Annotated in this window: 17 protein-coding genes and 3 pseudogenes; 13 read left to right on the top strand and 7 right to left on the bottom strand. The window is 52.0% G+C overall.

Going from position 1 to position 21,831, the window contains the following annotated elements; genetic code table 11:
• Nucleotides 1–43: 43 nt before the first annotated feature.
• The 4 genes from lolB to dauA all read left to right on the top strand — a co-directional run bounded on the left by lolB (nucleotide 44) and on the right by dauA (nucleotide 4,388).
• Nucleotides 44–664, top strand: a complete 621-nt coding sequence (lolB, locus tag ACFX4U_RS03605) for a lipoprotein insertase outer membrane protein LolB (protein WP_313507546.1) — start codon at nucleotides 44–46, stop codon at nucleotides 662–664.
• Entirely contained in the window at nucleotides 661–1,527 is an 867-nt protein-coding gene (gene ispE, locus ACFX4U_RS03610; RefSeq protein WP_313507544.1) for a 4-(cytidine 5'-diphospho)-2-C-methyl-D-erythritol kinase, read from the top strand. Before lolB ends, ispE begins: the two co-directional genes overlap by 4 nt.
• Nucleotides 1,528–1,652: 125 nt before the next feature.
• Nucleotides 1,653–2,600: a ribose-phosphate diphosphokinase gene (prs, locus tag ACFX4U_RS03615; protein WP_017457137.1), complete on the top strand. Its 948-nt coding sequence runs from the start codon at nucleotides 1,653–1,655 to the stop codon at nucleotides 2,598–2,600.
• Nucleotides 2,601–2,708: 108 nt separating this feature from the next.
• Nucleotides 2,709–4,388, top strand: a complete 1,680-nt coding sequence (gene dauA, locus ACFX4U_RS03620) for a C4-dicarboxylic acid transporter DauA (protein ID WP_313507542.1) — start codon at nucleotides 2,709–2,711, stop codon at nucleotides 4,386–4,388.
• On the opposite strand, the gene ACFX4U_RS03625 is transcribed toward dauA, so the two are convergent.
• Nucleotides 4,389–5,423, bottom strand: coding sequence for a MerR family transcriptional regulator (locus tag ACFX4U_RS03625; protein WP_313507541.1), 1,035 nt, complete (start codon nucleotides 5,421–5,423; stop codon nucleotides 4,389–4,391).
• A 112-nt stretch (nucleotides 5,424–5,535) separates the two neighbouring features.
• Nucleotides 5,536–5,811, bottom strand: coding sequence for a stress-induced protein YchH (gene ychH, locus ACFX4U_RS03630; protein ID WP_016495800.1), 276 nt, complete (start codon nucleotides 5,809–5,811; stop codon nucleotides 5,536–5,538).
• 271 nt (nucleotides 5,812–6,082) lie between these two features.
• Here ychH and pth point away from each other — a divergent pair, with 271 nt between their 5' ends.
• From pth to ACFX4U_RS03645, 3 genes and pseudogenes are all read left to right on the top strand, one after another.
• Nucleotides 6,083–6,667: an aminoacyl-tRNA hydrolase gene (gene pth / locus ACFX4U_RS03635; protein WP_017457134.1), complete on the top strand. Its 585-nt coding sequence runs from the start codon at nucleotides 6,083–6,085 to the stop codon at nucleotides 6,665–6,667.
• A gap of 126 nt (nucleotides 6,668–6,793) precedes the next feature.
• On the top strand, nucleotides 6,794–7,885 hold the full coding sequence (ychF, locus tag ACFX4U_RS03640) for a redox-regulated ATPase YchF (RefSeq protein ID WP_017457133.1): 1,092 nt from the start codon (nucleotides 6,794–6,796) through the stop codon (nucleotides 7,883–7,885).
• Nucleotides 7,886–8,075: 190 nt separating this feature from the next.
• Nucleotides 8,076–8,189 (top strand): annotated as a pseudogene (locus ACFX4U_RS03645) (Arm DNA-binding domain-containing protein); the annotation flags it as partial.
• A gap of 151 nt (nucleotides 8,190–8,340) precedes the next feature.
• Here the strand turns inward: ACFX4U_RS03645 and ACFX4U_RS03650 are convergent.
• The 3 genes from ACFX4U_RS03650 to ACFX4U_RS03660 all read right to left on the bottom strand — a co-directional run bounded on the left by ACFX4U_RS03650 (nucleotide 8,341) and on the right by ACFX4U_RS03660 (nucleotide 10,372).
• Nucleotides 8,341–8,967, bottom strand: a complete 627-nt coding sequence (locus ACFX4U_RS03650) for a bifunctional 2-polyprenyl-6-hydroxyphenol methylase/3-demethylubiquinol 3-O-methyltransferase UbiG (protein WP_305735890.1) — start codon at nucleotides 8,965–8,967, stop codon at nucleotides 8,341–8,343.
• Between the two features lie 2 nt (nucleotides 8,968–8,969).
• Nucleotides 8,970–9,233: a hypothetical protein gene (locus ACFX4U_RS03655; protein WP_305735889.1), complete on the bottom strand. Its 264-nt coding sequence runs from the start codon at nucleotides 9,231–9,233 to the stop codon at nucleotides 8,970–8,972.
• 320 nt (nucleotides 9,234–9,553) lie between these two features.
• On the bottom strand, nucleotides 9,554–10,372 hold the full coding sequence (locus ACFX4U_RS03660) for an AraC family transcriptional regulator (protein WP_305735888.1): 819 nt from the start codon (nucleotides 10,370–10,372) through the stop codon (nucleotides 9,554–9,556).
• Between the two features lie 239 nt (nucleotides 10,373–10,611).
• Here ACFX4U_RS03660 and ACFX4U_RS03665 point away from each other — a divergent pair, with 239 nt between their 5' ends.
• The 4 genes from ACFX4U_RS03665 to ACFX4U_RS03680 all read left to right on the top strand — a co-directional run bounded on the left by ACFX4U_RS03665 (nucleotide 10,612) and on the right by ACFX4U_RS03680 (nucleotide 17,875).
• Complete coding sequence (locus ACFX4U_RS03665; protein ID WP_313507538.1) at nucleotides 10,612–12,012, top strand: MFS transporter; 1,401 nt, start codon at nucleotides 10,612–10,614, stop codon at nucleotides 12,010–12,012.
• A gap of 10 nt (nucleotides 12,013–12,022) precedes the next feature.
• On the top strand, nucleotides 12,023–13,978 hold the full coding sequence (locus ACFX4U_RS03670; protein ID WP_313507535.1) for a glycoside hydrolase family 127 protein: 1,956 nt from the start codon (nucleotides 12,023–12,025) through the stop codon (nucleotides 13,976–13,978).
• A gap of 689 nt (nucleotides 13,979–14,667) precedes the next feature.
• Nucleotides 14,668–17,073 (top strand): membrane-bound PQQ-dependent dehydrogenase, glucose/quinate/shikimate family, encoded by a 2,406-nt coding sequence (locus ACFX4U_RS03675; RefSeq protein WP_313507531.1) that lies wholly within the window; start codon nucleotides 14,668–14,670, stop codon nucleotides 17,071–17,073.
• 541 nt (nucleotides 17,074–17,614) lie between these two features.
• Entirely contained in the window at nucleotides 17,615–17,875 is a 261-nt protein-coding gene (locus ACFX4U_RS03680; RefSeq protein ID WP_313507582.1) for a monooxygenase, read from the top strand.
• Nucleotides 17,876–18,668: 793 nt separating this feature from the next.
• Here the strand turns inward: ACFX4U_RS03680 and ACFX4U_RS03685 are convergent.
• Nucleotides 18,669–19,559 (bottom strand): annotated as a pseudogene (locus ACFX4U_RS03685) (hypothetical protein).
• Nucleotides 19,560–19,655: 96 nt separating this feature from the next.
• Between ACFX4U_RS03685 and ACFX4U_RS03690 the strand changes: the two are divergent.
• Nucleotides 19,656–20,005, top strand: a pseudogene (locus ACFX4U_RS03690) (transposase); the annotation flags it as partial.
• Between the two features lie 350 nt (nucleotides 20,006–20,355).
• Nucleotides 20,356–21,111: a BPSL0067 family protein gene (locus ACFX4U_RS03695; protein WP_313507530.1), complete on the top strand. Its 756-nt coding sequence runs from the start codon at nucleotides 20,356–20,358 to the stop codon at nucleotides 21,109–21,111.
• Nucleotides 21,112–21,219: 108 nt separating this feature from the next.
• On the opposite strand, the gene ACFX4U_RS03700 is transcribed toward ACFX4U_RS03695, so the two are convergent.
• Nucleotides 21,220–21,399, bottom strand: coding sequence for a hypothetical protein (locus tag ACFX4U_RS03700; protein ID WP_313507529.1), 180 nt, complete (start codon nucleotides 21,397–21,399; stop codon nucleotides 21,220–21,222).
• Nucleotides 21,400–21,831: the final 432 nt, after the last annotated feature.

Consider the following 21,831-nt stretch of genomic DNA (forward strand, 5'->3'; position numbering starts at 1 on the left):
CATTAAGCGTAATACTGCAACCTCGCAAGGATTTCCCCTCGTTATGACTCTGCCAGACTTTCGCTTTATTCGCCTGCTGCCGCTGGCAAGCCTCGTGTTAACCGCTTGTACGCTCAATGCGCCAAAAGGGCCGGGACAAAGCCCGGATTCGCCGCAGTGGCGCCAACATCAGCAACAGGTGCGCAGCTTAAATCAGTATCAAACGCGCGGCGCATTCGCTTATATCTCTGACGAACAAAAAGTGTATGCCCGCTTCTTCTGGCAGCAAACCGGTCAGGATCGCTATCGTCTGTTGCTGACCAACCCGCTGGGCAGCACTGAACTGGAACTGAACGCTCAGCCGGGTAACGTGCAACTGGTGGACAACAAAGGCAAACGCTACACCGCCGATGATGCCGAAGAGATGATTGGCAAACTGACCGGCATGCCGATTCCGCTTAACAGCCTGCGCCAGTGGATCCTTGGTCTGCCCGGCGATGCCACCGACTATAAACTTGATGCGCAATACCGCCTGAGCGAGCTGAATTACAACCAGGGCGGCAAAAACTGGAAAGTGGTATATGGCGGGTATGACAACAGCCAGCCTTCCCTGCCGGCCAATATGGAGTTGAGCGACGGCAAACAGCGCATCAAGCTGAAAATGGACAACTGGATTGCCAAATGACAACGTGGCCCGCTCCGGCGAAACTCAACCTGTTTTTATACATTACCGGCCAGCGCGCCGATGGCTACCACACGCTGCAGACCCTGTTTCAGTTTCTTGATTATGGCGACACGCTGACCATTGAACCGCGCAGCGATGGAGAGATCCGTCTGCTAACACCGGTCGCAGGCGTGCCGGACGAAGAGAATCTGATTGTACGCGCCGCACGTCTGCTTATGCAGCGCGCGGCAGAAAGCGGTCGTCTGCCTGCGGGTAGCGGCGCGGAGATCGCTATCGACAAACGCCTGCCAATGGGCGGCGGGCTCGGCGGCGGGTCGTCGAATGCAGCCACCGTGCTGGTCGCCCTCAACCACTTGTGGGGCTGCAGGCTGAGCGTCGATGAGTTAGCCGCACTCGGCCTGCAACTGGGTGCCGATGTGCCGGTGTTTGTGCGCGGTCACGCGGCTTTCGCCGAAGGGGTTGGCGAAATCCTCACCCCGGCCAATCCGCCGGAAAAATGGTATCTGGTGGCGCACCCAGGTGTGGGCATTCCCACGCCGGTGATTTTCAAGGATCCGGAACTGCCGAGAAATACGCCGCAAAGGTCAATTGATACGTTATTAAAATGTGAATTCGGCAACGATTGCGAGGTTATCGCAAGAAAACGTTTTCGCGAGGTTGATGCCGCGCTTTCCTGGCTGTTAGAATACGCGCCGTCGCGCCTGACTGGCACAGGAGCCTGTGTCTTTTCCGAATTTGACACCGAATCCGCCGCTCGTCAGGTGCTTGAGCAAGCCCCGGAATGGCTGCGCGGTTTTGTCGCGCGAGGCGTCAACCTCTCGCCGCTAGCGCAGACCATCGCCGGGCAAGCTGAGCTCCGGTGACAACGTCACACCTGTTCCAGACGTTGCATCGCGCTCTTTAATACACCGCATGGATAGAATTCAGCCCTGACCGCACATTTTGGCCGATTCTATCCACCACTGGACGCATGCCTGAGGTTCTTCTCGTGCCTGATATGAAGCTTTTTGCTGGTAACGCTACCCCGGAACTAGCACAACGTATTGCCAACCGCCTGTACACTTCTCTCGGCGACGCCGCCGTAGGCCGCTTTAGCGACGGCGAAGTCAGCGTACAAATCAATGAAAATGTACGCGGTGGTGATATTTTCATCATCCAGTCCACTTGTGCCCCTACCAACGACAACCTGATGGAATTGGTTGTGATGGTTGACGCCCTGCGCCGTGCTTCCGCAGGTCGTATCACCGCGGTCATTCCTTACTTTGGCTATGCCCGTCAGGATCGCCGCGTGCGCTCCGCCCGTGTACCGATTACCGCAAAAGTGGTTGCCGATTTCCTCTCAAGCGTCGGCGTTGACCGCGTACTGACCGTTGACCTGCATGCTGAACAGATTCAGGGCTTCTTTGATGTACCGGTAGATAACGTATTCGGTAGCCCGATCCTGCTCGAAGATATGCTGCAACTGAATCTGGACAACCCGATTGTGGTTTCCCCGGATATCGGCGGCGTCGTTCGCGCCCGTGCGATTGCCAAACTGCTGAACGATACAGATATGGCGATCATTGATAAACGCCGTCCGCGCGCTAACGTCTCCCAGGTGATGCACATCATCGGTGACGTGGCAAACCGCGACTGCGTTCTGGTTGACGATATGATCGATACCGGCGGTACTCTGTGCAAAGCAGCAGAAGCGCTGAAAGAGCGTGGTGCGAAACGCGTGTTCGCCTATGCCACTCACCCGATTTTCTCCGGTAATGCGGTAAATAACCTGCGCAACTCTGTGATCGACGAAGTGGTTGTCTGCGACACCATTCCGCTGAGCGATGAGATCAAAGCGCTGCCAAACGTACGTACGCTGACGCTGTCTGGCATGCTGGCTGAAGCTATCCGTCGTATCAGTAACGAAGAATCGATTTCCGCCATGTTCGAACATTAATCGTTGCTGTATAAAAAACCCGCTCAGGCGGGTTTTTTTAGCTTTAAATATTATTTGTATGATTTATTAATTAGTTATCGAATGATTTCCAAGGGACGCCAGACCATTGTGAACAGATTGTTCTCACCTCATGTCATGCCTTTTCGCGCGCTAATCGACGCGTGCTGGAAAGAAAAATACACCACCGCCCGTTTCACCCGGGATCTGATTGCCGGCATAACGGTAGGTATCATCGCCATCCCGCTGGCGATGGCGCTGGCGATCGGCAGCGGCGTGGCACCACAATACGGGCTTTATACCTCGGCGGTTGCCGGGATTGTTATCGCCCTGAGCGGCGGCTCGCGCTACAGCGTTTCCGGCCCGACGGCCGCCTTCGTAGTTATTCTGTATCCGGTGTCGCAGCAGTTTGGTCTGTCGGGCCTGCTGGTAGCAACGTTGATGTCCGGCGTGTTTCTGATCCTCTTCGGGCTGGCGCGCTTTGGACGGCTAATTGAATACATTCCGCTTTCTGTGACGCTCGGCTTCACTTCCGGGATCGGCATCACCATTGCCACCATGCAGATAAAAGATTTCCTCGGCCTGCAAATGCCGCACGTGCCGGAACACTATTTGCAAAAAGTCGGCGCGCTGGTAATGGCGCTGCCCACGGTCAATCCGGGTGATGCGGCGATTGGTATTGTCACCCTCGCCACGCTGGTGCTGTGGCCGCGCCTGCGTTTACGCCTGCCGGGACATTTGCCCGCGCTGCTGGCGGGCTGCGCGGTGATGCTGGTAGTCAATCTGCTCGGCGGTCACGTCGCGACCATCGGTTCACAATTTCACTACGTGCTGGCCGATGGTTCTCAGGGCAACGGCATCCCGCAGCTTCTGCCGCAACTGGTGCTGCCGTGGGATCTGCCCGGTTCTGAATTTACTCTGAGCTGGGATTCGCTGCGCGCGTTGCTGCCTGCGGCATTTTCTATGGCCATGCTCGGCGCTATCGAATCGCTGCTGTGCGCTGTCGTGCTGGACGGTATGACCGGCACTAAACATAAAGCCAACAGCGAGCTGATTGGCCAGGGGCTGGGCAATATCGCCGCGCCGTTCTTCGGTGGGATCACCGCGACCGCTGCAATTGCCCGTTCGGCAGCCAACGTCCGCGCCGGTGCGACATCACCCATTTCGGCAGTGATCCATTCCCTGTTGGTGATCATGGCGCTGCTGGCGCTGGCACCCCTGCTCTCCTGGCTGCCGCTGTCTGCCATGGCGGCGCTGCTGCTGATGGTGGCGTGGAATATGAGTGAAGCGCACAAAGTGATCGATCTGCTGCGCCGCGCGCCGGTGGATGACATTGTGGTGATGCTGATTTGTATGTCACTGACCGTGCTGTTCGATATGGTGATCGCCATCAGCGTGGGGATTGTGCTCGCGTCGCTGCTGTTTATGCGCCGTATCGCGCGGATGACTCGCCTGGCCGTGGTAAACGTCAGCGTACCGGATGATGTGCTGGTGCTGCGCGTGATTGGCCCGCTGTTTTTTGCTGCCGCAGAAAGTGTGTTCAGCGATCTGGAAACCCGTATCGTCGGGAAACGCATTGTGGTGCTGAAATGGGATGCGGTGCCGGTGCTGGATGCGGGCGGGCTTGATGCTTTCCGTCGCTTCGTCAACCGCCTGCCGCAGGGTACTGAGCTGCGCGTCAGCAACCTTGAGTTCCAGCCGCTGCGCACGCTGGCGCGCGCGGGTATACAGCCAATCCCTGGCCGTCTGTCGTTCTTCCCTAACCGCGATGCGGCCTTAGCCGACCTGTAATCATGATGCGCGGCGGCGCATCATCACCTCGATCGCCCGTTGTAGCCATTGCAGCACTTCGGGCGTCATCCAGGTTCCTTTCATCAGATGCGGCTCCTGCTGCATTGCACTGCGGAATTTTTGCTGCGTCCGGGGATCGGTTCCGGCGTAAGACTGGAACAGCTCCAGCCAGTTAGCGGCCAGCCCCTGCGCTTCGTCAGACTCTGGATCGACTGCCTGACGTTGAGCGGTATGCAGTTTCGCCACCAGCGGCGGCCACTCCATCATGCGGTCAAAATAGTGCGCTCGGGTAAACGCCATCTCTTGCGAAGACAAATAACGCTGCCAGATAGCGAGCTTACTTTCCGCAAAACTGCGGGTAATAAAATCGACCGCTTCCTGCGTAATGCCCGTTTGCTCACGCATTTGGGGTTCCACGCGGTGCATCTCATTTAAGCGGGTCAAAAACTCCGGTTTGTTGGCGGTATCCTGCTCCAGCCGCGTCATCCAGCGGGTTGCCAGATCCATCGCACGCGGATTATCCACCGGGCACTTCTGCGCTAAAAGGGTTTGTACTTCGCTCACCATTTGCGCCCAGAACCGTTCGCGAGCCTCATCGCGCGAGGCAAACGGTAATTCCTGTAACTCTTGCGGACTAAACCAACGATCATACATTTTCATCAACTCCAGGGTCTGTAGCCAGGACTCCAGATCAGGCTCCACGCCGCTGGTGAGACCATCACGCAACAGCGCAAGCTGTTCGCGCAGAGTGCCAATATTGCGCATTTGCTTGTCGAGCAGCGTGATTTGGTCATTCAGTAATTCCGCCAGCGGGCGCGTTTCCCGCGCCAGATAATCCCCGATTGCCGCCAGTTCCATGCCCGCTTTCGCCAGCGCCTGGATCATATGCAGGCGTTTGACATCAGCGAGCGCATAAAGCCGGTATCCGGCGGCGCTTCGGGCAGAAGGCAAAAGCAGACCGATTTGCTCATAGTGGTGCAACGTCCGCACACTGATCCCCGCACGTCGCGATAACTCTCCCACCTGAATCAACATAGCTGCTCCTTTCTTGCCCACAGACTGGACTATCGAGCCTCACGTTACGTGAGGGTCAAGAAAAAAGCCAAAAAAAACGGTTCCCGCAGGAACCGTTATCGAAACTGACTTTTTAACTATGATGTTGCCGGTCCCTGCGACAGCGTTTGTCATAATGACGCACCCACCAGTACTTATCGCACACCTGCTCATGACCACTTACGCGGGCGCCAGCGAGCCAGAGAACGGCTCCGAGGAAGATACTCAGCACAGCGCCATGGGCAAAAAACTGCGGCAGGTTAAGTTGCGGCAGCTGGTTTAAAATGGAATAACCAACGCCGACAACCATCACGACCAACCCCAACCCCATAAGCACATTACCGAGCAACGAAGCGTTTTTGCGTTTCATCTGTCACCTCCGGAACGACGGGTTGGATGGGATAACCCCAATCCTTGTGCGTAAAGTATAGACAGCCACCCTTTTAGCGGTTGCGGGCACGATCACAATTACACATCTATGACTAACACAAATTTACAAATAACCTACTGAACTACATGAAATTCGAATGGTTGATGTGAGCAATCATTATCATTTTTCGCGTTTCGCCGGGAGAATTTTGTCTTCGCGTCCCGCACAACGTAAACTACGCGCCGGACATTGATCTGGTCAGGAATAAAAAGTGACGATTAAACTGATTGTCGGGCTGGCGAACCCCGGCGCTGAGTATGCCGCGACGCGCCATAACGCAGGCGCCTGGTATGTTGATTTGTTGGCGGAGAGAGCCCGCGCGCCGCTGCGCGACGAGCCGAAGTTTTTCGGCTATACCTCGCGCATCAATCTGGCGGGTGAAGACGTGCGCCTGCTGGTTCCCACCACGTTTATGAACCTGAGCGGCAAAGCAGTCGCGGCAATGGCAACGTTTTACCGCATCAACCCGGACGAAATCCTTGTCGCCCACGATGAGCTGGATCTGCCGCCCGGCGTGGCAAAATTTAAGCTGGGGGGCGGCCACGGTGGCCACAATGGTCTGAAAGATATCATCAGTAAATTGGGCAATAACCCCAATTTTCACCGTTTACGCGTTGGAATTGGTCATCCGGGTGATAAAAACAAGGTTGTCGGTTTTGTGCTGGGCAAACCACCGGTTTCCGAGCAAAAGCTGATTGACGAAGCCGTAGACGAAGCGGCGCGTTGTACCGAGATCTGGCTGAAAGAAGGTTTAACCAAAGCCACCAATCGCCTGCACGCCTTTAAGGCGCAGTAAGCGGGTTGTGGCGGCATTTTTGCCACGCGTAACAGCGGTTACGTGTATAATAGCCAAAGTTATTCACTTTTCTACAATCTGTTTTTCGCAACAGGTTGATTATCAAGATATTAAGGTAATTACATCATGGGATTCAAATGCGGTATCGTTGGCCTGCCCAACGTAGGTAAATCCACCCTGTTCAATGCGCTCACCAAAGCAGGTATTGAAGCGGCGAACTTCCCGTTCTGTACTATTGAGCCGAACACCGGTGTCGTACCGATGCCCGATCCGCGTCTGGATAAACTTGCGGAAATCGTGAAACCGCAGCGCATTCTGCCGACCACCATGGAATTCGTCGACATCGCCGGTCTGGTAAAAGGCGCGTCCAAAGGCGAAGGTCTGGGCAACCAGTTTTTAACCAACATTCGCGAAACGGAAGCTATCGGCCACGTTGTGCGCTGCTTCGAGAACGACAATATCATCCACGTTGCGGGCAAAGTGAACCCGGCGGAAGATATTGACGTAATCAACACCGAGCTGGCACTTTCTGACCTGGATACCTGCGAGCGCGCTATCCATCGCGTGTCCAAAAAAGCGAAAGGCGGCGATAAAGACGCGAAAGTTGAGCTGGCTGCGCTGGAAAAATGCCTGCCGCAGCTGGAAAATGCCGGTATGCTGCGTGCGCTGGATCTGAGCAAAGAAGAGAAAGAAGCGATTCGTTACCTGAGCTTCCTGACGCTGAAGCCGACCATGTATATCGCTAACGTGAACGAAGACGGCTTCGAAAATAACCCGTACCTCGATCAGGTTCGCGCTATCGCAGAGCAAGAAGGCTCCGTCGTGGTGCCGGTGTGTGCCGCCGTTGAAGCAGATATTGCCGAGCTGGACGACGAAGAGCGAGACGAATTTATGGCCGAACTGGGTCTGGAAGAGCCGGGGCTGAACCGCGTTATCCGCGCCGGTTATTCCCTGCTGAACCTGCAAACTTACTTCACCGCCGGTGTGAAAGAAGTGCGTGCCTGGACCATCCCGGTTGGCGCAACCGCACCGCAAGCGGCGGGTAAAATCCATACCGACTTTGAAAAAGGCTTTATTCGCGCGCAAACCATCGCGTATGAAGATTTCATCGCTTACAAAGGCGAGCAAGGCGCGAAAGAAGCCGGCAAGATGCGTGCAGAAGGCAAAGAGTACATCGTGAAAGATGGCGATGTGATGAACTTCCTGTTCAACGTCTGAGTCTTTTCTGTTGCCTGGTGCGGTGTTATTAAATCGCATGCAGACTGGCAAACTCTATTAAATCCACGCAATTGCGTGGATTTTTCATTCCACATTGTCGCATGTGATCTCATGAAAGCGCAGTCTAAAATGAGTACATAGATGTTTAGGTGAGTACAATAACGGTATAAGAAATAGACAAGAGCCAACTATGCTCACTGATACGCAATGCAGCACTGCCAGGCCATAAGAAAAACTCTATCGTCTCAATGACTTCAACGGTCTCTACCTCGAAGTAAAACCCAATGGCAAAAAAGCATGGCGCTCACACAATTATGAATGTCCGCACCTCGCTCATAGCGGACATGCCACTCTACAGCCCCGTCTGGAACCAGGTGTGAACATTTATTCAGGAGCAGTGACTTTCCTCTCTTTTCCCCCGGAAATGCACATACAGAACAGGTGAAACTTCCCCGTTAACGTTCGCGTTTTTTAATCACCGCAAAGTAACTTAGCCACTGCCTGCCGGGAGCATTCTCCGCTGCATCAATGACCGTTTCGGCCTCAAACTCATGCAATGACTCAACAATAAAGCGTTCGCGGAAGGTGTCAAAAATCTCATCCGCGTTAACACCGCCATCGATCCCCGGTTCTTTTTTGCAGGCCAGAACATAAAGCCGGCCATCGTCGTTGAGTAATTGACTGACAATTTTCAGGTAAGCAGCCTTTCTCACTTCATCACCTGAAAAGATATGAAACAGCCCGCTGTCAATAATGGTCTGAAACTTACGATCCCAGTTGCCAAGAGTAAAAAAGTCCTGAACCATAAAATCAATGTTAAGACCGGCCGCCTTCGTCTTCGCGACAGCTCGCTCTACAGCCTCTTCGACAAAATCAATGCCGGTGACCTGCTCACCACGCCCTGCAAAATATATGGCAAGCGTACCCGTACCACAGCCAATATCCAGTATTGGCCCGCGTATATCAGAGGCGCGTTCAATGAAAGGTTTTTGCGGATGACCGATATCCCACACGGGTCTGGCATTATCAGCATAATGCTCCCTGAACCCTGCGTGATGAGCTTTACTGTCGATGGTGGCCATGATTATTTTCCTTCCTTATAGTCGCTGATATAGGCGTTCGCAGCTTCAGTTCGTGAAGCACGTTCGTCGGTATTGTTTTCCGCCCGGACGTCGTGCTCCCTTGCCTGGTTAGCCCGGTGAATTGCGCCATCTAACGCCCTGCGCAAAACGGCCCCCAAAGGAACATCTATCCCTAATTCGCCCTCTAATTTCTCCTTCCATTCTGTGAAAAATTTCATTTGTTCATCCGTTAACCTTACGGTGACGACATTACTTTTTCTGCTCATGTTTTCCTCAGCATCAATTCGCAATCAACGTATACAATGTATACATTGATTACAAAAGAGGCAATATCTCTTTTTTAGGATGCTCCACGGCTAACCCAGAAGGCATAAAACATGGTGGACGGAGGTGAGATCACGCAGATATGACCTCAGAAGGAGGCATCAACAGCTCGCTGAATGAGAGGATATTTCGACATCCGCTGTCGCTCATTGCGGACCGTATATCTCTGAATTTCATCATCTCCATACCACAAGTCGAGCTTTCTTACGCCCGGGAAGGAATCTGGGTTAGTAAGCCAAGACCTTATATTTTCTACTCTGGGTTATGAATTGACGTGCTCACGGCAATAAAGCCGTTTCCAGCCTGTGGGCGTAAGCCCGGTAAGTTTACGGAAGATCTGCCGAAAGTAACTGGTATCGTTAAATCCACACTGGCTAGCAACTTCGGTGAGCGACAGCGAATTATTGATCAGCAACTTTTCTGCCATCAGTATGCGCTGGCGATGAATGGCCTCCGTCAGCGTCTGGCGAAAAACACGGCGGTAGACGCGGCCAAGATAATCCGCGTTGCAGTGCAACTCCTTTGCCAGCGAAGAAGTGGTGATCTGCAAATGGAACTGGGTACGAATGATCTGGTTAGCCTTCCACGCCAGCGCCATTCCAGGGCTGTCATTTGCGCTTTCCTGCGAACCCGGGGCGGCAATCTGTTGCAAGATCAGCAGCAAAATACACTCAAGCGCCACATTCCGACGAATATTTTCCTGCTCGCTGAGAAACTGGCGAAACAAGGAAATAACATATTGCGGATCGTTCACCCGCGTATATTGGGGGATGCTCAGTAACGCCGCATGTAACCCCTCTTCGGCCACACCTTGCAGCCAGTCAAAATGCAGCCAGTAGAATTTAAGATCGGCTGGAAAAGCGCCCTCCCCTACATGGCGATGCCCCGGGCGCAGCAGTAAGCTCTCGCCCGCCTGTACGATAAACAGGTGATCCTCTTCGCGGATTTGCAGCTCTCCGCGTTCCACAAAAATGACTTCCCATGAAGTCAGCGTGCGTGCGGGATGGCTCCCTATCCCACGAGAAATAAACAATCCACCATTTTGTACACGAACCGGAAACGCTATGGATAATTCGAGCATCGATAATCAACATTCCGCTTTTTAAGTGATATAAATAGAGCTTTCTAACTGATTATTAACCATAAAATATCTTCCCACCCGATCCAGCTCACATTTTCTAAAACAGGTCGGAATCGCTCTCTTTTTATACTTTTCCCTTCTCTTGTTGAACACTGTATTCCGGGCAAAATAAATCCGTACCTGCAAATAAGCCCGTCCTGATACGGGCAATGGACTCTGACCCTGATGAGGAGTTTATTATGACTGCTAGCCCGATTACGCAAACCGAACTGACGCAGCAGGAGGCGAGCGATGCCCTTTCCCTGCGCGAGAAAATTGGTTACGGGCTGGGTGATGCCGGTGGTACGGTAATCACCTGCCTGATCATGAATTTCCTGACATTCTTCTATACCGATGTATTTGGCCTTACCCCGGCGCTGGTCGGAACGCTGTTTATGGCGTTGCGCGTATTTGACGCGGTGTCCGATCCAATTATGGGCATAGTGGCTGACCGCACGCAGAGTCGATGGGGACGTTTCCGTCCGTGGCAACTGTGGATTGCAGTGCCGATCGGCGTGATCGGCGTACTGACCTTTACCACGCCTGACGTCGGCATGAACCTGAAGATCGTCTGGGCGTTCGGCACTTATCTGTTGCTTTCCGTCAGCTATACCGCGATCAATGTGCCCTATTGCGCGCTTATCAACACCATGACCAGCCGCCACAGCGAAGTGATTGCCTGCCAGTCCTGGCGCTTTGTGCTATGCGGCGTGGCGGGTTTTCTGGTCTCGGTGGGCTTGCCCTGGCTGGTATCCGTACTGGGCAAAGGTAACACCGCGCAGGGTTATCAACTGGGGGTTGGGCTTCTGTGTAGCGTGGCGGTGGTGATGTTTCTGTGCTGTTTTTTCTGGGTACGCGAGCGCGTCTCACTCGACAGCCTGGGAAAATTTACCCTGCGAGAGCATTTCGCCGGGTTGCGCCAGAATGATCAGCTACTGCTGATGCTGCTGATGTCATTCCTGTTAATCAACGTGTTCAACATTCGGGGTGGTGGCTATATGTATTTCATCACCTATGTATTGCAGGGCAGTACGGCTTACACCTCGCTGTTTTTTACTATGGTGACGTTTGCCTCGATTCTTGGCTCGGTGCTGGTCAGCCCGCTGTCCAAACGCGTGGATACCGTCAGATTGTATTACTGGACCAACCTCGTCCTGGCCGCGCTGGCACTCTTGATGTGGTTTTTGCCTACAGGCCCGGCATGGCAAACTTTCTGGCTGGCAGCGATCTTTGGCAACGGTATTATTCTTGGCTTCACCCTGCCGCTGCATTTTGCGTTGATGGCCTTCGCCGATGACTATGGCGAGTGGAAAACCCGCGTGCGATCCTCGGGGATGAACTTCGCCTTTAATCTCTTCTGCATCAAACTGGCTTGGGCCTCAAGCGCCGGAATCATCAGCCTGGTGTTTATTTTCGTCGCTTATCACCCAGGCGCGGGGCACCAGACGCCGGCATCGCTGCATGGCATCACCAGTATGGAAACTCTGCTGCCTGCTTTATTCCACTTGCTGCTGGCGTTCACCATTCTCGCCTGCAAACTCAATAACCCACTCATGGCGCGCATCGCCAGCGAGCTGCGTATTCGCCATACTCCGGCCTGAGGAGAATAATATGTCTGTGATGGAAGTCGATCTGCATAAGCTGAAAATTAACGATCCCTTTCTGGGTCAGTACCAGCAACTGGTAAGGGATGTCGTGATCCCTTACCAATGGGATGCACTGAACGATCGGATCGCCGAGGCGGATCCGAGCCATGCGATTGAAAATTTTCGTATCGCCGCCGGGCTACAGCAGGGAGAATTTTACGGCATGGTGTTTCAGGACAGTGATGTGGCGAAGTGGCTGGAAGCCGTCGCCTGGTCGCTATGCCAAAATCCGGATGCGGAACTGGAAAAAACCGCCGATGAGGTGATTGAACTGGTGGCAGCCGCCCAGTGTGACGACGGCTATCTCAATACCTATTTCACCGTTAAAGCGCCCAGCGAGCGCTGGACTAACCTGGCGGAATGCCATGAGCTGTATTGCGCCGGACATATGATCGAGGCCGGCGTGGCCTTCTTTCAGGCCACCGGAAAACGCCGCTTGTTAGAGGTGGTGTGTAAACTTGCCGACCATATCGACAGCGTGTTCGGACCGGGTGAAACACAGTTGCACGGTTATCCAGGGCATCCAGAAATTGAGCTGGCGTTGATGCGCCTGCATGACGTAACGCAGGAACCACGTTATCTGGCGCTGGTGAATTACTTCATTGAGCAGCGCGGAACGCAGCCGCATTTTTACGATATCGAATATGAAAAGCGTGGCAGAACGTCTTACTGGAACACCTATGGCCCGGCATGGATGGTAAAAGACAAAGCCTACAGCCAGGCGCATCAACCCATTGCCGAACAGCAAACCGCTATCGGTCACGCGGTACGTTTTGTCTATCTGATGACCGGCGTGGCGCACCTCGCACGGCTCAGCAAGGATGAGGCAAAACGGCAAGACTGCCTGCGTTTATGGCATAACATGACCCAGCGTCAGCTTTATATTACGGGTGGTATCGGTTCGCAAAGCAGCGGTGAAGCGTTTAGTAGTGATTACAATTTGCCAAACGACAGTGTGTATGCCGAAAGCTGCGCGTCGATTGGCCTGATGATGTTCGCCCGACGTATGCTGGAAATGGAAGCAGACAGCCAGTATGCCGATGTGATGGAGCGAGCGCTGTATAACACCGTGCTGGGCGGCATGGCGCTGGACGGGAAACACTTCTTTTACGTTAACCCGCTGGAGGTTCACCCGAAAACGCTCCGCCTTAATCATATCTATGATCACGTTAAACCGGTGCGCCAGCGCTGGTTCGGTTGCGCCTGCTGCCCCCCTAATATCGCGCGTTTGCTGACATCGCTCGGCCATTATATTTATACCCCACGCCCGGATGCGCTCTATATCAACCTTTATGTGGGCAACAGCATTGAAGTCCCCGTCGGGGATAACGTGTTGCGGCTGCGCGTCAGCGGTAATTTCCCATGGCAGGAGAAAGTAGTAATTGCTATTGATTCGCCGTTACCGGTGCAGCATACCCTTGCTTTACGCATGCCTGACTGGTGCGATGCGCCGCAGGTCATGCTCAACGGCATAGAGGTAGAAAAATCGGTTCGCAAAGGTTACCTGCATATTCCCGGGGTCTGGCAGGAAGGCGATACCTTAACCCTGACTTTGCCTATGCCGGTGCGAAGAATCTACGGCAATCCGCTGGTACGCCACGTTGCCGGAAAGGTGGCGATTCAGCGCGGGCCTCTGGTGTATTGCCTTGAGCAGGCCGATAACGGTGCGGAGTTGCATAACCTGTGGTTACCGCAAAGCGCGACCTTCAAAACGTTCGAAGGCAAGGGCCTGTTCTCGCATAAAGTTTTAATTCAGGCCGAGGGTATTAAACGCACGTCGGCGAATCCTGAGCAACAATTGCTCTGGCACTATGACCATGCGCCATCAGCCAGGGAGTCGCAGATATTAACCTTTATCCCGTGGTTTTGCTGGGCCAACCGGGGAGAGGGTGAAATGCGGATTTGGGTTAACGAAGAGTAAGTCGTCTTTTCGTCGCCAGATGCTGCGCGATTAGCCTGGCGCGAACACAGGAATCGCAACACCTTTCCTGCACGACCAAAATCGAGACTTTATCCGGCGCCAGGCGCCTGAAAGATGCCATGTATGCCCGCGTTGCCCAACCCGGTGAAGAGAAAAACACCGCTTTCACCGGGTTGACCGCTGGCTTTTCCGGCCAAAGAAATCGCATTATCCCGCGCTTAGAATATGTACCGTTAAAGACGCCGTGAGTTTTTACCGACGCGAATAATCCACATCGTTAAGGCATCTTTTTTCCATTCGGGATAAACGAAAACGCGTCGTTCGACGATAAGGAAATTAAGAAAGCGTTTTGTGTTACGTTTTTTCGTGAATATTTAACGGCCCGCTGTGGATTTATCCCGCCAAAGAGTTAACCCATTACCTTTTCACCGTGATGATATAAACGAACGTTCCTGTGCGCACCGAGGAAATTTGCTCGGCATCCCAGGCTATTAGCGATAGCGCTGATACTTTCACTATATAACTATCTGGCGCTTGCACATGGTCATCGCGCTTCATTACTGAATAAAGCTCCTCTCTCCTTTCGCCAATACCAGACACATTCCGTTACTTCCCGGGCGGATATTTCACGCGTGATCGCGTGTTTTTTGATTAGTCTTTATTTACGCACCTTTACATTCGGGGCTTGTATGATAAAGAGCAAATGGTCATTTCTGACACTTTTTAGCGGCGTACTTGTTTGCCTGTGTGGCATAGCGTTCCTGACACTCGGCGGTTGGCTACTTATCGAAGGCGGAACGGCAGGGTATCTGCTCACAGGTGCCGGTTTTCTGGCGTCCGGTATTCTTATACTGCTCAAACGTCCCGCGGGTTTTCTGCTTTATCTGTTGACCTTTATCCTCTGCATCGTCCAGGCACTAAAAGAGGTGCACATGGATGGCTGGCAACTCATGCCCCGGTTGTTTGTCTTCGCCCTGATCGGCATCTGGCTCAGCCTGCCTTTTGTGCAAAAACCCACGGTCAGCGGTTCGCGCAGGATGATTTACGGACTGGCACCTGGGGTGCTTTATGTGCTGACCATCGCGGCTATCTTCTGGAGCGGCTGGCATATTACCGGGCAACGCTTCGTCATGCGCAACCCGTTTCCGGCGAATGACGTCCAGACAGAGGATAGTGCAACAAACAGCGACTGGCGCTACTACGGCAATAATGCGGCAGGTCAGCGCTACTCCCCTCTTACGCAAATCACCCCGGCGAACGTAAAGGAACTGAAGCTCGCGTGGCGTTACGACACAAAAGATGTAATGCGAAAGGGAGAAGACAAAGCAGGCCGGGAGTTCAGTTTTGAAGTGACGCCCATCAAGGTTGGAAACAGTCTCTATATCTGTACGCCGCACCGACAGATCATTGCCCTGGATGCCACTACGGGTCAGCAACGCTGGAAGTTTGATCCGCAGAGCGATACCTCAGCGAATGAGTATCTGGCTTGCCGCGGAGTGGCTTACAGTGAAGTCAAATCGGCTAACGACTGCCCTGAGAAAATCATCAGCACAACCGCGGATGCCCGTATGGTAGCGCTGGACGCGCGGACAGGAAAACTGTGCAAAAGCTTTGGTCATAACGGTTACGTCAGCCTTACCGATAATATGGGCGATGTCCCGCCCGGCTTTCATTTTATTACGTCCCAGCCCATGGTCATGGATGGCCGCATCGTTCTGGGTGGCTGGATTTATGATAATCAGGCTGAGGGGGAGCCGTCCGGCGTGGTTCGCGCTTACGATGAGACCACCGGTAAACTGGCGTGGGCATGGGATATGGGGCGACAACCGGCTAACGCCCCGCTCGGACAAGGTGAAACCTATACCCGCGGCACGCCCAACGGCTGGGGAACCTATACAGCTGATGCGAAGCTTGGTCTTATTTATATTCCTCTTGGCAATGCCACACCTGATTATTTTGGCGGCAACCGTCGCCCGTTTGATGAAAAATATTCCAGCGCCATTGTCGCGCTGGATATTCACTCAGGCGAAGAACGGTGGCATTTTCAGACTGTCCATCACGACGTATGGGACTTTGATGTGCCGATTGGCCCAACAATGGTGGATTTACCGGACAATAAGGGAAATATTATTCCTGCGTTGATACAGACGACCAAGATGGGGCAGCTCTTCTTACTCGATCGCCGTAACGGTAAACCGCTTGCAGATGTGCAGGAAAAGCCGGTGCCTGTAACACCTTCGCTGCCGGGCGATCATTTATCACGCACACAGCCCTTTTCCGTTGGTATGCCCGATCTCTCGCCGCCAGAACTGAAAGAGACGGATATGTGGGGCGCCACACCTTTCGATCAGCTTTGGTGTCGCATACAGTTTCACCGCTTCCGCTACCAGGGAAAATTTACCCCACCGGCAGCCGGAACTTCGATTGCTTATCCCGCCTTTGATGGCGTTATCGACTGGTACGGTGCTTCTGTGGATCCGCAGCACAAGGTGATGATCGCCAACGCCAGCTATATCCCATTTATCATGCAGATTATGGGCAGCCAGGAAGCGATTGATAAAGGACTCATGAAACCGTGGGCTGGCTGGCAGAGTGGGCAGCCTTATCCCAAGCCGAAGGAGTTCGCGGTTGGGCCACAGTACGGCACACCGTGGGTGGCAGTGGTGAAACCCTGGCTCTCCGCGCTGGACGCGCCCTGCAATGCGCCGCCGTGGGGAAAAATTTACGCCATTGATTTAAGTAGCCGTAAAATCATCTGGGAGCGTCCGGCGGGCACCACCCGCGACATGAATATCTTCGGCACTCATACCAATGCCCCTCTCCCCACCGGGATTTTCATGATGGGCGGAAATATTATTACCCGCAGCGGCCTGATTTTTATGGGAGCAACCGCGGATGATTACCTGCGGGCTTTTGATGAGCAAACCGGCAAAGAGCTGTGGCGCACCCGCCTGCCTGCTGGGGGACAGGCAACACCGGTAACCTATTCAGGCGATGACGGCAGACAATACGTTGTGATTGCGGCGGGTGGCCATGGCGGGCTTGGCACGCGATCCGGAGATTCGCTCATGGCGTATGCCTTGCCGAAACAGTGATACTCAATGATGCGTTTTCCACACCTCATCGGTACGCCGCCGGGGTGTGGAAGACGAAGCGCTCCGATATATCCTCACAAGCCTGAAGGCAAATCATTTGCGCCGCCCGGTTACTGCATTCGCCGGGTTTGGTCTGGCCAATACGTTGTATGCCAGACTCAAAGGCGTGCCTTGCCGGGCTGTTTATCGCCGCAGCGATTAGCTTTCCAAAGAAGTAACCCCTCCGCCTGCAAAAAAATATAAATGTTGGTCGTCTCGCCCTGAATATGCCTGTCTGTTTAACAGATTGAACTCAATAATATTTTGCATCTATCGACAAGCGTACCCGTATAAATTTTGCACTTCACACCGAGGTGTCGATATCACGAACGCCATGATTTCTTCGGAAAATAACCTTAACCCTTTGGCTAATTCATAGCAGAATTATCCTAACCTCACATTAGTACAAACTGTAACAATATTAATAAAGCACTCTTCAGGAAGGTTGCTATACATATTACCAGGATTGTAAAGACATATATTAAAAGGCAGGAAAATGAAAATAAAACTGACAGCGCGATTAATGGCCAGATTACATTTATTTCTGGCGTTGATCTGGGCAGTGCTGACAATTCCCACACTGTTATGGTGGAAAAACAGCATCCTCTGGGTTTCGCTGATGAGTATCTACGCCATCGTTATTTCGCATCTGGCCGCATATAGCGCTGCGCATGCGGAAAAAGCGGCCAGCCAGGCGCTTAATGAGAGCGACCAGGCGAATAAGAAAATATCAGCGAATACAAAAGAAATGCAAGGTCAGTAACATTTACTGCACGAGCCTCACCTGCGCAACAGGTGAGGCTGTCAACCCGTCGGGCCGTCTATACCGATTCGTATTGCATCACAATTCCTGTTCAAATATTGCACTCAAGCCCGGACAGAAGTATGCATAAAACAACTAACTGAGTTAACACATTGCACCTTAAATAATTTATTGCCGCGCATCCAAAGTGGCACTTACCTCAATATTAAAAAAGGCAAATTAAAAAAAGCAACGCTAGTTATATGATAATTATTTGGTTTTATTTTTAAATAATCCATCGTTATTCACACCAATCTTCCAAAGGAAAAAAACGTTGTTATCCTTCTCCAGCAACACATTATTCAATATCGTTTTAATTATTTATAGATAAGTAGGTTACATTAATCTCCGGTTCACCCCCTCACTGGCTTAATTACCCTGTTTAACACTGCTGTGCAAAACCCTGCCTTCATCAAACGTCAACACCGGAGGGACGAATGAGATATGGGAGAATGGCTGGTCGATTTCCTTTAAAGGGCGGTAGAGACAACTTATGGTAAACAGAAAAATAGTGTCATTGTCTCGTCAGAGCCTGAGTCTGTTTATTCCTGAGGAACGCCTCACGCAACCAGAATGTGCCGCAGCACAGTGCATCCGCTCAGCCTGCTCACCGAATACTTTAAGCAATGTCTGCCATTCGCTCATAGCAGGCCTAAACGCTGCTTACCCTGCGCCTTGTTCAGAAAGAGGATGGTCATAAAGGCATATATCCTGTCAACACACAGCCACAGGTTTAACGTTCAGGTTCAGCCGGTTAACTTAACATTACAGGTAAAAACTCGTATCTGAGAACACATCTCCGCCCCACTTTTTCAGCTGTCTTTATAGATGGCAAATTTTCCGGAATGATAGTTCCTGTAATTAAGGTTATTTCCCGGCCAGGGTGGGCAAGATGGTTACCAGGCAAACGCTGAGCCCGGGAAGCCAGAGAACGTCCGCAAAAGGCAGGCAGGATAACTTCTTCAGAAATCCGGTAGCCCCTAAAAAAGCGACCTCCCCCTTCTCGCAAATTATCAGTCCGACACGAATCTCATCTTCGAAAATAATATACGCATCGCCTGCTGAAATATAATCACTTAGTTCCTCGCCATCGACAGAGTACAGGCGGTCTTTTAAGGCAGGGACAGCTAACAATGAATACTGATAAGCCTCTGTCAAAGCCTGTCGACACCATTCAAAATCGGCGCATTCAGCGGGCCGCAGGGTTAATACCTCATCCGGATATTCAGGAGCACCAGACAGGCAGAATGCATATATCAGCTGGTCTGTAATACCCTGAACTTTAAGATGACCGGGCGAGAGAATACGAATGTACTGTGGCTGTAGTTGCACCCATTCGTGGCTAACAGATTTGAGTACAGAACAATCTATGCCGGAGTCTGAAGCGACGATATCAATGAAAGGGTTATTGATATCGCCCCCCCCGGTAACGCGGACCAGTAAGAAACTGCTGACCATTAATAGTGAGTTTTCGTTGTAAAAAGTACTCCTGTGGTAAGCCCGTTTCTTTCCACGGGAATCGTGCTGAAAAGGTACTGTCCACACACCATTTTTCCTGCTCAGAAATCCATTTTTCAAGCCAGCTATGAAGAGTTTCCTGTGGTACGGGCAGTTCAGCATACTGAGAGAGCATAAATTTTATCATCCTATCCATCTGACATCGCACCAGGTATCAGGTCGAATCGCCACGGGTTTAACAGACACCTCAGAGTCATTAAAGATGGCTTAAAGAGAGGTGCCCATGAGCGGTAAGTGTTATCCCGAAGAGTTTAAAATTGAAGCAGTCAAACAGGTTGTTGATCGTGGTTATTCTGTTTCCGGCATTGCGACACGTCTCGATATCACCACCCACAGCCTTTACGCCTGGATAAAGAAGTACGGTCCGGATTCTTCCATTAATAAAGAACCGTCAGATGCTCAGGCCGGGATCCGCCGTCTCCAGAAAGAGCTCAAGCGGGTTACCGACGAACGGGATATATTAAAAAAAGCCGCGGCGTACTTCACAAAGCTGTCCGACTGAGGTACGCCTTTATCCGTGACACCACCTGTTGCTGGCCTGTTCGCCTGCTCTGTCGGGTGCTGGATCATCATGCAGTGGATTGAAAAGAGCCTATTGATTTAACTATAAATTTTCTTATGGATGGAAATGGTAAAATCAACTGCAATACACAGTGATGCAAACCACTCCAGGCGACAACGTTAGCTATTGACGTGCTGTACGAGCGTGTGCGCCAGAGGCGTAGTGAGTTGCAAATTAGCAACGCGGCTAACTATGCGCATTAACCCTTTGGCCGCTGTCATCCTTTCTGATTAGGCAAGTGGATAAGTGTCGACTCCGACCAGGAATAATCTCAATCAGACATTCTCACTCATTCCCCGCTTGCCTGTAATCTGGCATGTAAAAGAATATAGACGCACTAATCCACACAGGAACAAAGGAAATGGCTTACATAGCGACAACGCCACGGGCTTATATTGGGCAATCTGTTGGCAGTGGTCAGTGTGTGGCGTTTACTCAAAAGGCAGCCAATATGCCGCGAACGGCAGCATGGCGACGCGGCGCACTGGTTAAAGGAAATACATCGATTACCCCGGGCACAGCAATAGCAACGTTTGATGTCGATGGACGATACGGAAATCATACCGATGGCAGATCCCACGCAGCAATTTATCTTGGACAGGATGAAAATGGGATTCAGGTTCTGGATCAGTGGATGGGACACAGTACCGATAGACGAGGTGAAAAAATAATAACACCTCACCCTGTCAGTCAGCGAACAATCCGATTCACTCACAACCACGCGCCGAAAACGTCGGAGGGAATTACTATGTCGTGGAGTAAAACATTAATTTTAGGTAGCGTGGCCTTGCTTTTTTCCAGTTCTGTTTTTGCCGAAAAAGTAAGCTGCCCGCCTGTTTTAAAAGAAGGCAACAAAACACACCGAATGAATTTAGTTGATGTTTTCGTCGGGCCGCCAGAAGAAAGGGCTTCATTATTGCCGGATACGGATGAAGAAATGGTATGGACACTTAAGGACTCACAGGATTATGCGAAGGAGCATAACACGTCCGTATTTCTTGTTTGCCAGTACAAGGGAACACATAAAACTGCCACTGTAAAGGTACCCACAACAGCACAGAAATGTTCTGCATGGTATGGAAACAGCAAAGAAGAGTTTTACGCCTCCTGCGAATAAATCCGTCTAATTGCCAGATATCGCCCTGCCGGTGTTTCTGGCAATTCCTTTCCCACAAAACGAGAAATGCGTAAATTACATGGCCACCATCACCGCCATGAAGAAGGATTATCTCCGGGGCGCAGGCTTGCTCCATCGATATTCCGGAGCGGCCATGCGCTGGCGGTGACGCTCCTTTGCGGCGAACGTTCCGGCCACGCGGCAACGTATCTCCAGCTTATCAGCGGCATTCAATTCATGGCTCTGCTGACGGGTCACCTCAATCAATACTGATTCGATATCTACCATGCTTTACCCCTATACCTGATGCGCGGGTCACCCATCTTCACTTTCAGCCTCAGCAACCTTACGGGCCATTTCATCATGTACGTCATCAATAATATTCTGGACACGTAACACTGCTGATGAACTGCTCCCCATTTATTAACACGCGTCATCAACTATGGGATAAATTACGAACTTCCGCAGTTCGCTCATAATGGCCATCGACTCTATATCAGTCCTGTCAGTAACATGAGAGACACATCGCGAATGTGTGTTGACCCTGAACCTGAATATGATCCAGCCGTAATCAGGGATAACTGGCTATGAGACAATCTCGAACTACCGCTTCTCGCACAAAGCGGACATGAATTTGTCAGTCCGCTTTGTGTGCAAAAGGAATTATTGTAAGTAACTAGCCCCTGATCTCTGTAGTCGATACATTTCATTATTTATATT

This window comes from Kosakonia sp. YIM B13588 (genome assembly GCF_042788165.1).
Classification (GTDB): Bacteria; Pseudomonadota; Gammaproteobacteria; order Enterobacterales; family Enterobacteriaceae; genus Kosakonia; species Kosakonia sacchari.

Bases quoted from the DNA above. Each gene is read 5' to 3' on its own strand.
- lolB (WP_313507546.1), top strand. From the start codon at position 44: ATGACTCTGCCAGACTTTCGCTTTATTCGCCTGCTGCCGCTGGCAAGC.
- ispE (WP_313507544.1), top strand. From the start codon at position 661: ATGACAACGTGGCCCGCTCCGGCGAAACTCAACCTGTTTTTATACATT.
- ACFX4U_RS03625 (WP_313507541.1), bottom strand. From the start codon at position 5,423: ATGTTGATTCAGGTGGGAGAGTTATCGCGACGTGCGGGGATCAGTGTG.
- ychH (WP_016495800.1), bottom strand. From the start codon at position 5,811: ATGAAACGCAAAAACGCTTCGTTGCTCGGTAATGTGCTTATGGGGTTG.
- ychF (WP_017457133.1), top strand. From the start codon at position 6,794: ATGGGATTCAAATGCGGTATCGTTGGCCTGCCCAACGTAGGTAAATCC.
- ACFX4U_RS03650 (WP_305735890.1), bottom strand. From the start codon at position 8,967: ATGGCCACCATCGACAGTAAAGCTCATCACGCAGGGTTCAGGGAGCAT.
- ACFX4U_RS03655 (WP_305735889.1), bottom strand. From the start codon at position 9,233: ATGAGCAGAAAAAGTAATGTCGTCACCGTAAGGTTAACGGATGAACAA.
- ACFX4U_RS03660 (WP_305735888.1), bottom strand. From the start codon at position 10,372: ATGCTCGAATTATCCATAGCGTTTCCGGTTCGTGTACAAAATGGTGGA.
- ACFX4U_RS03665 (WP_313507538.1), top strand. From the start codon at position 10,612: ATGACTGCTAGCCCGATTACGCAAACCGAACTGACGCAGCAGGAGGCG.
- ACFX4U_RS03670 (WP_313507535.1), top strand. From the start codon at position 12,023: ATGTCTGTGATGGAAGTCGATCTGCATAAGCTGAAAATTAACGATCCC.
- ACFX4U_RS03675 (WP_313507531.1), top strand. From the start codon at position 14,668: ATGATAAAGAGCAAATGGTCATTTCTGACACTTTTTAGCGGCGTACTT.
- ACFX4U_RS03695 (WP_313507530.1), top strand. From the start codon at position 20,356: ATGGCTTACATAGCGACAACGCCACGGGCTTATATTGGGCAATCTGTT.
- ACFX4U_RS03700 (WP_313507529.1), bottom strand. From the start codon at position 21,399: ATGGTAGATATCGAATCAGTATTGATTGAGGTGACCCGTCAGCAGAGC.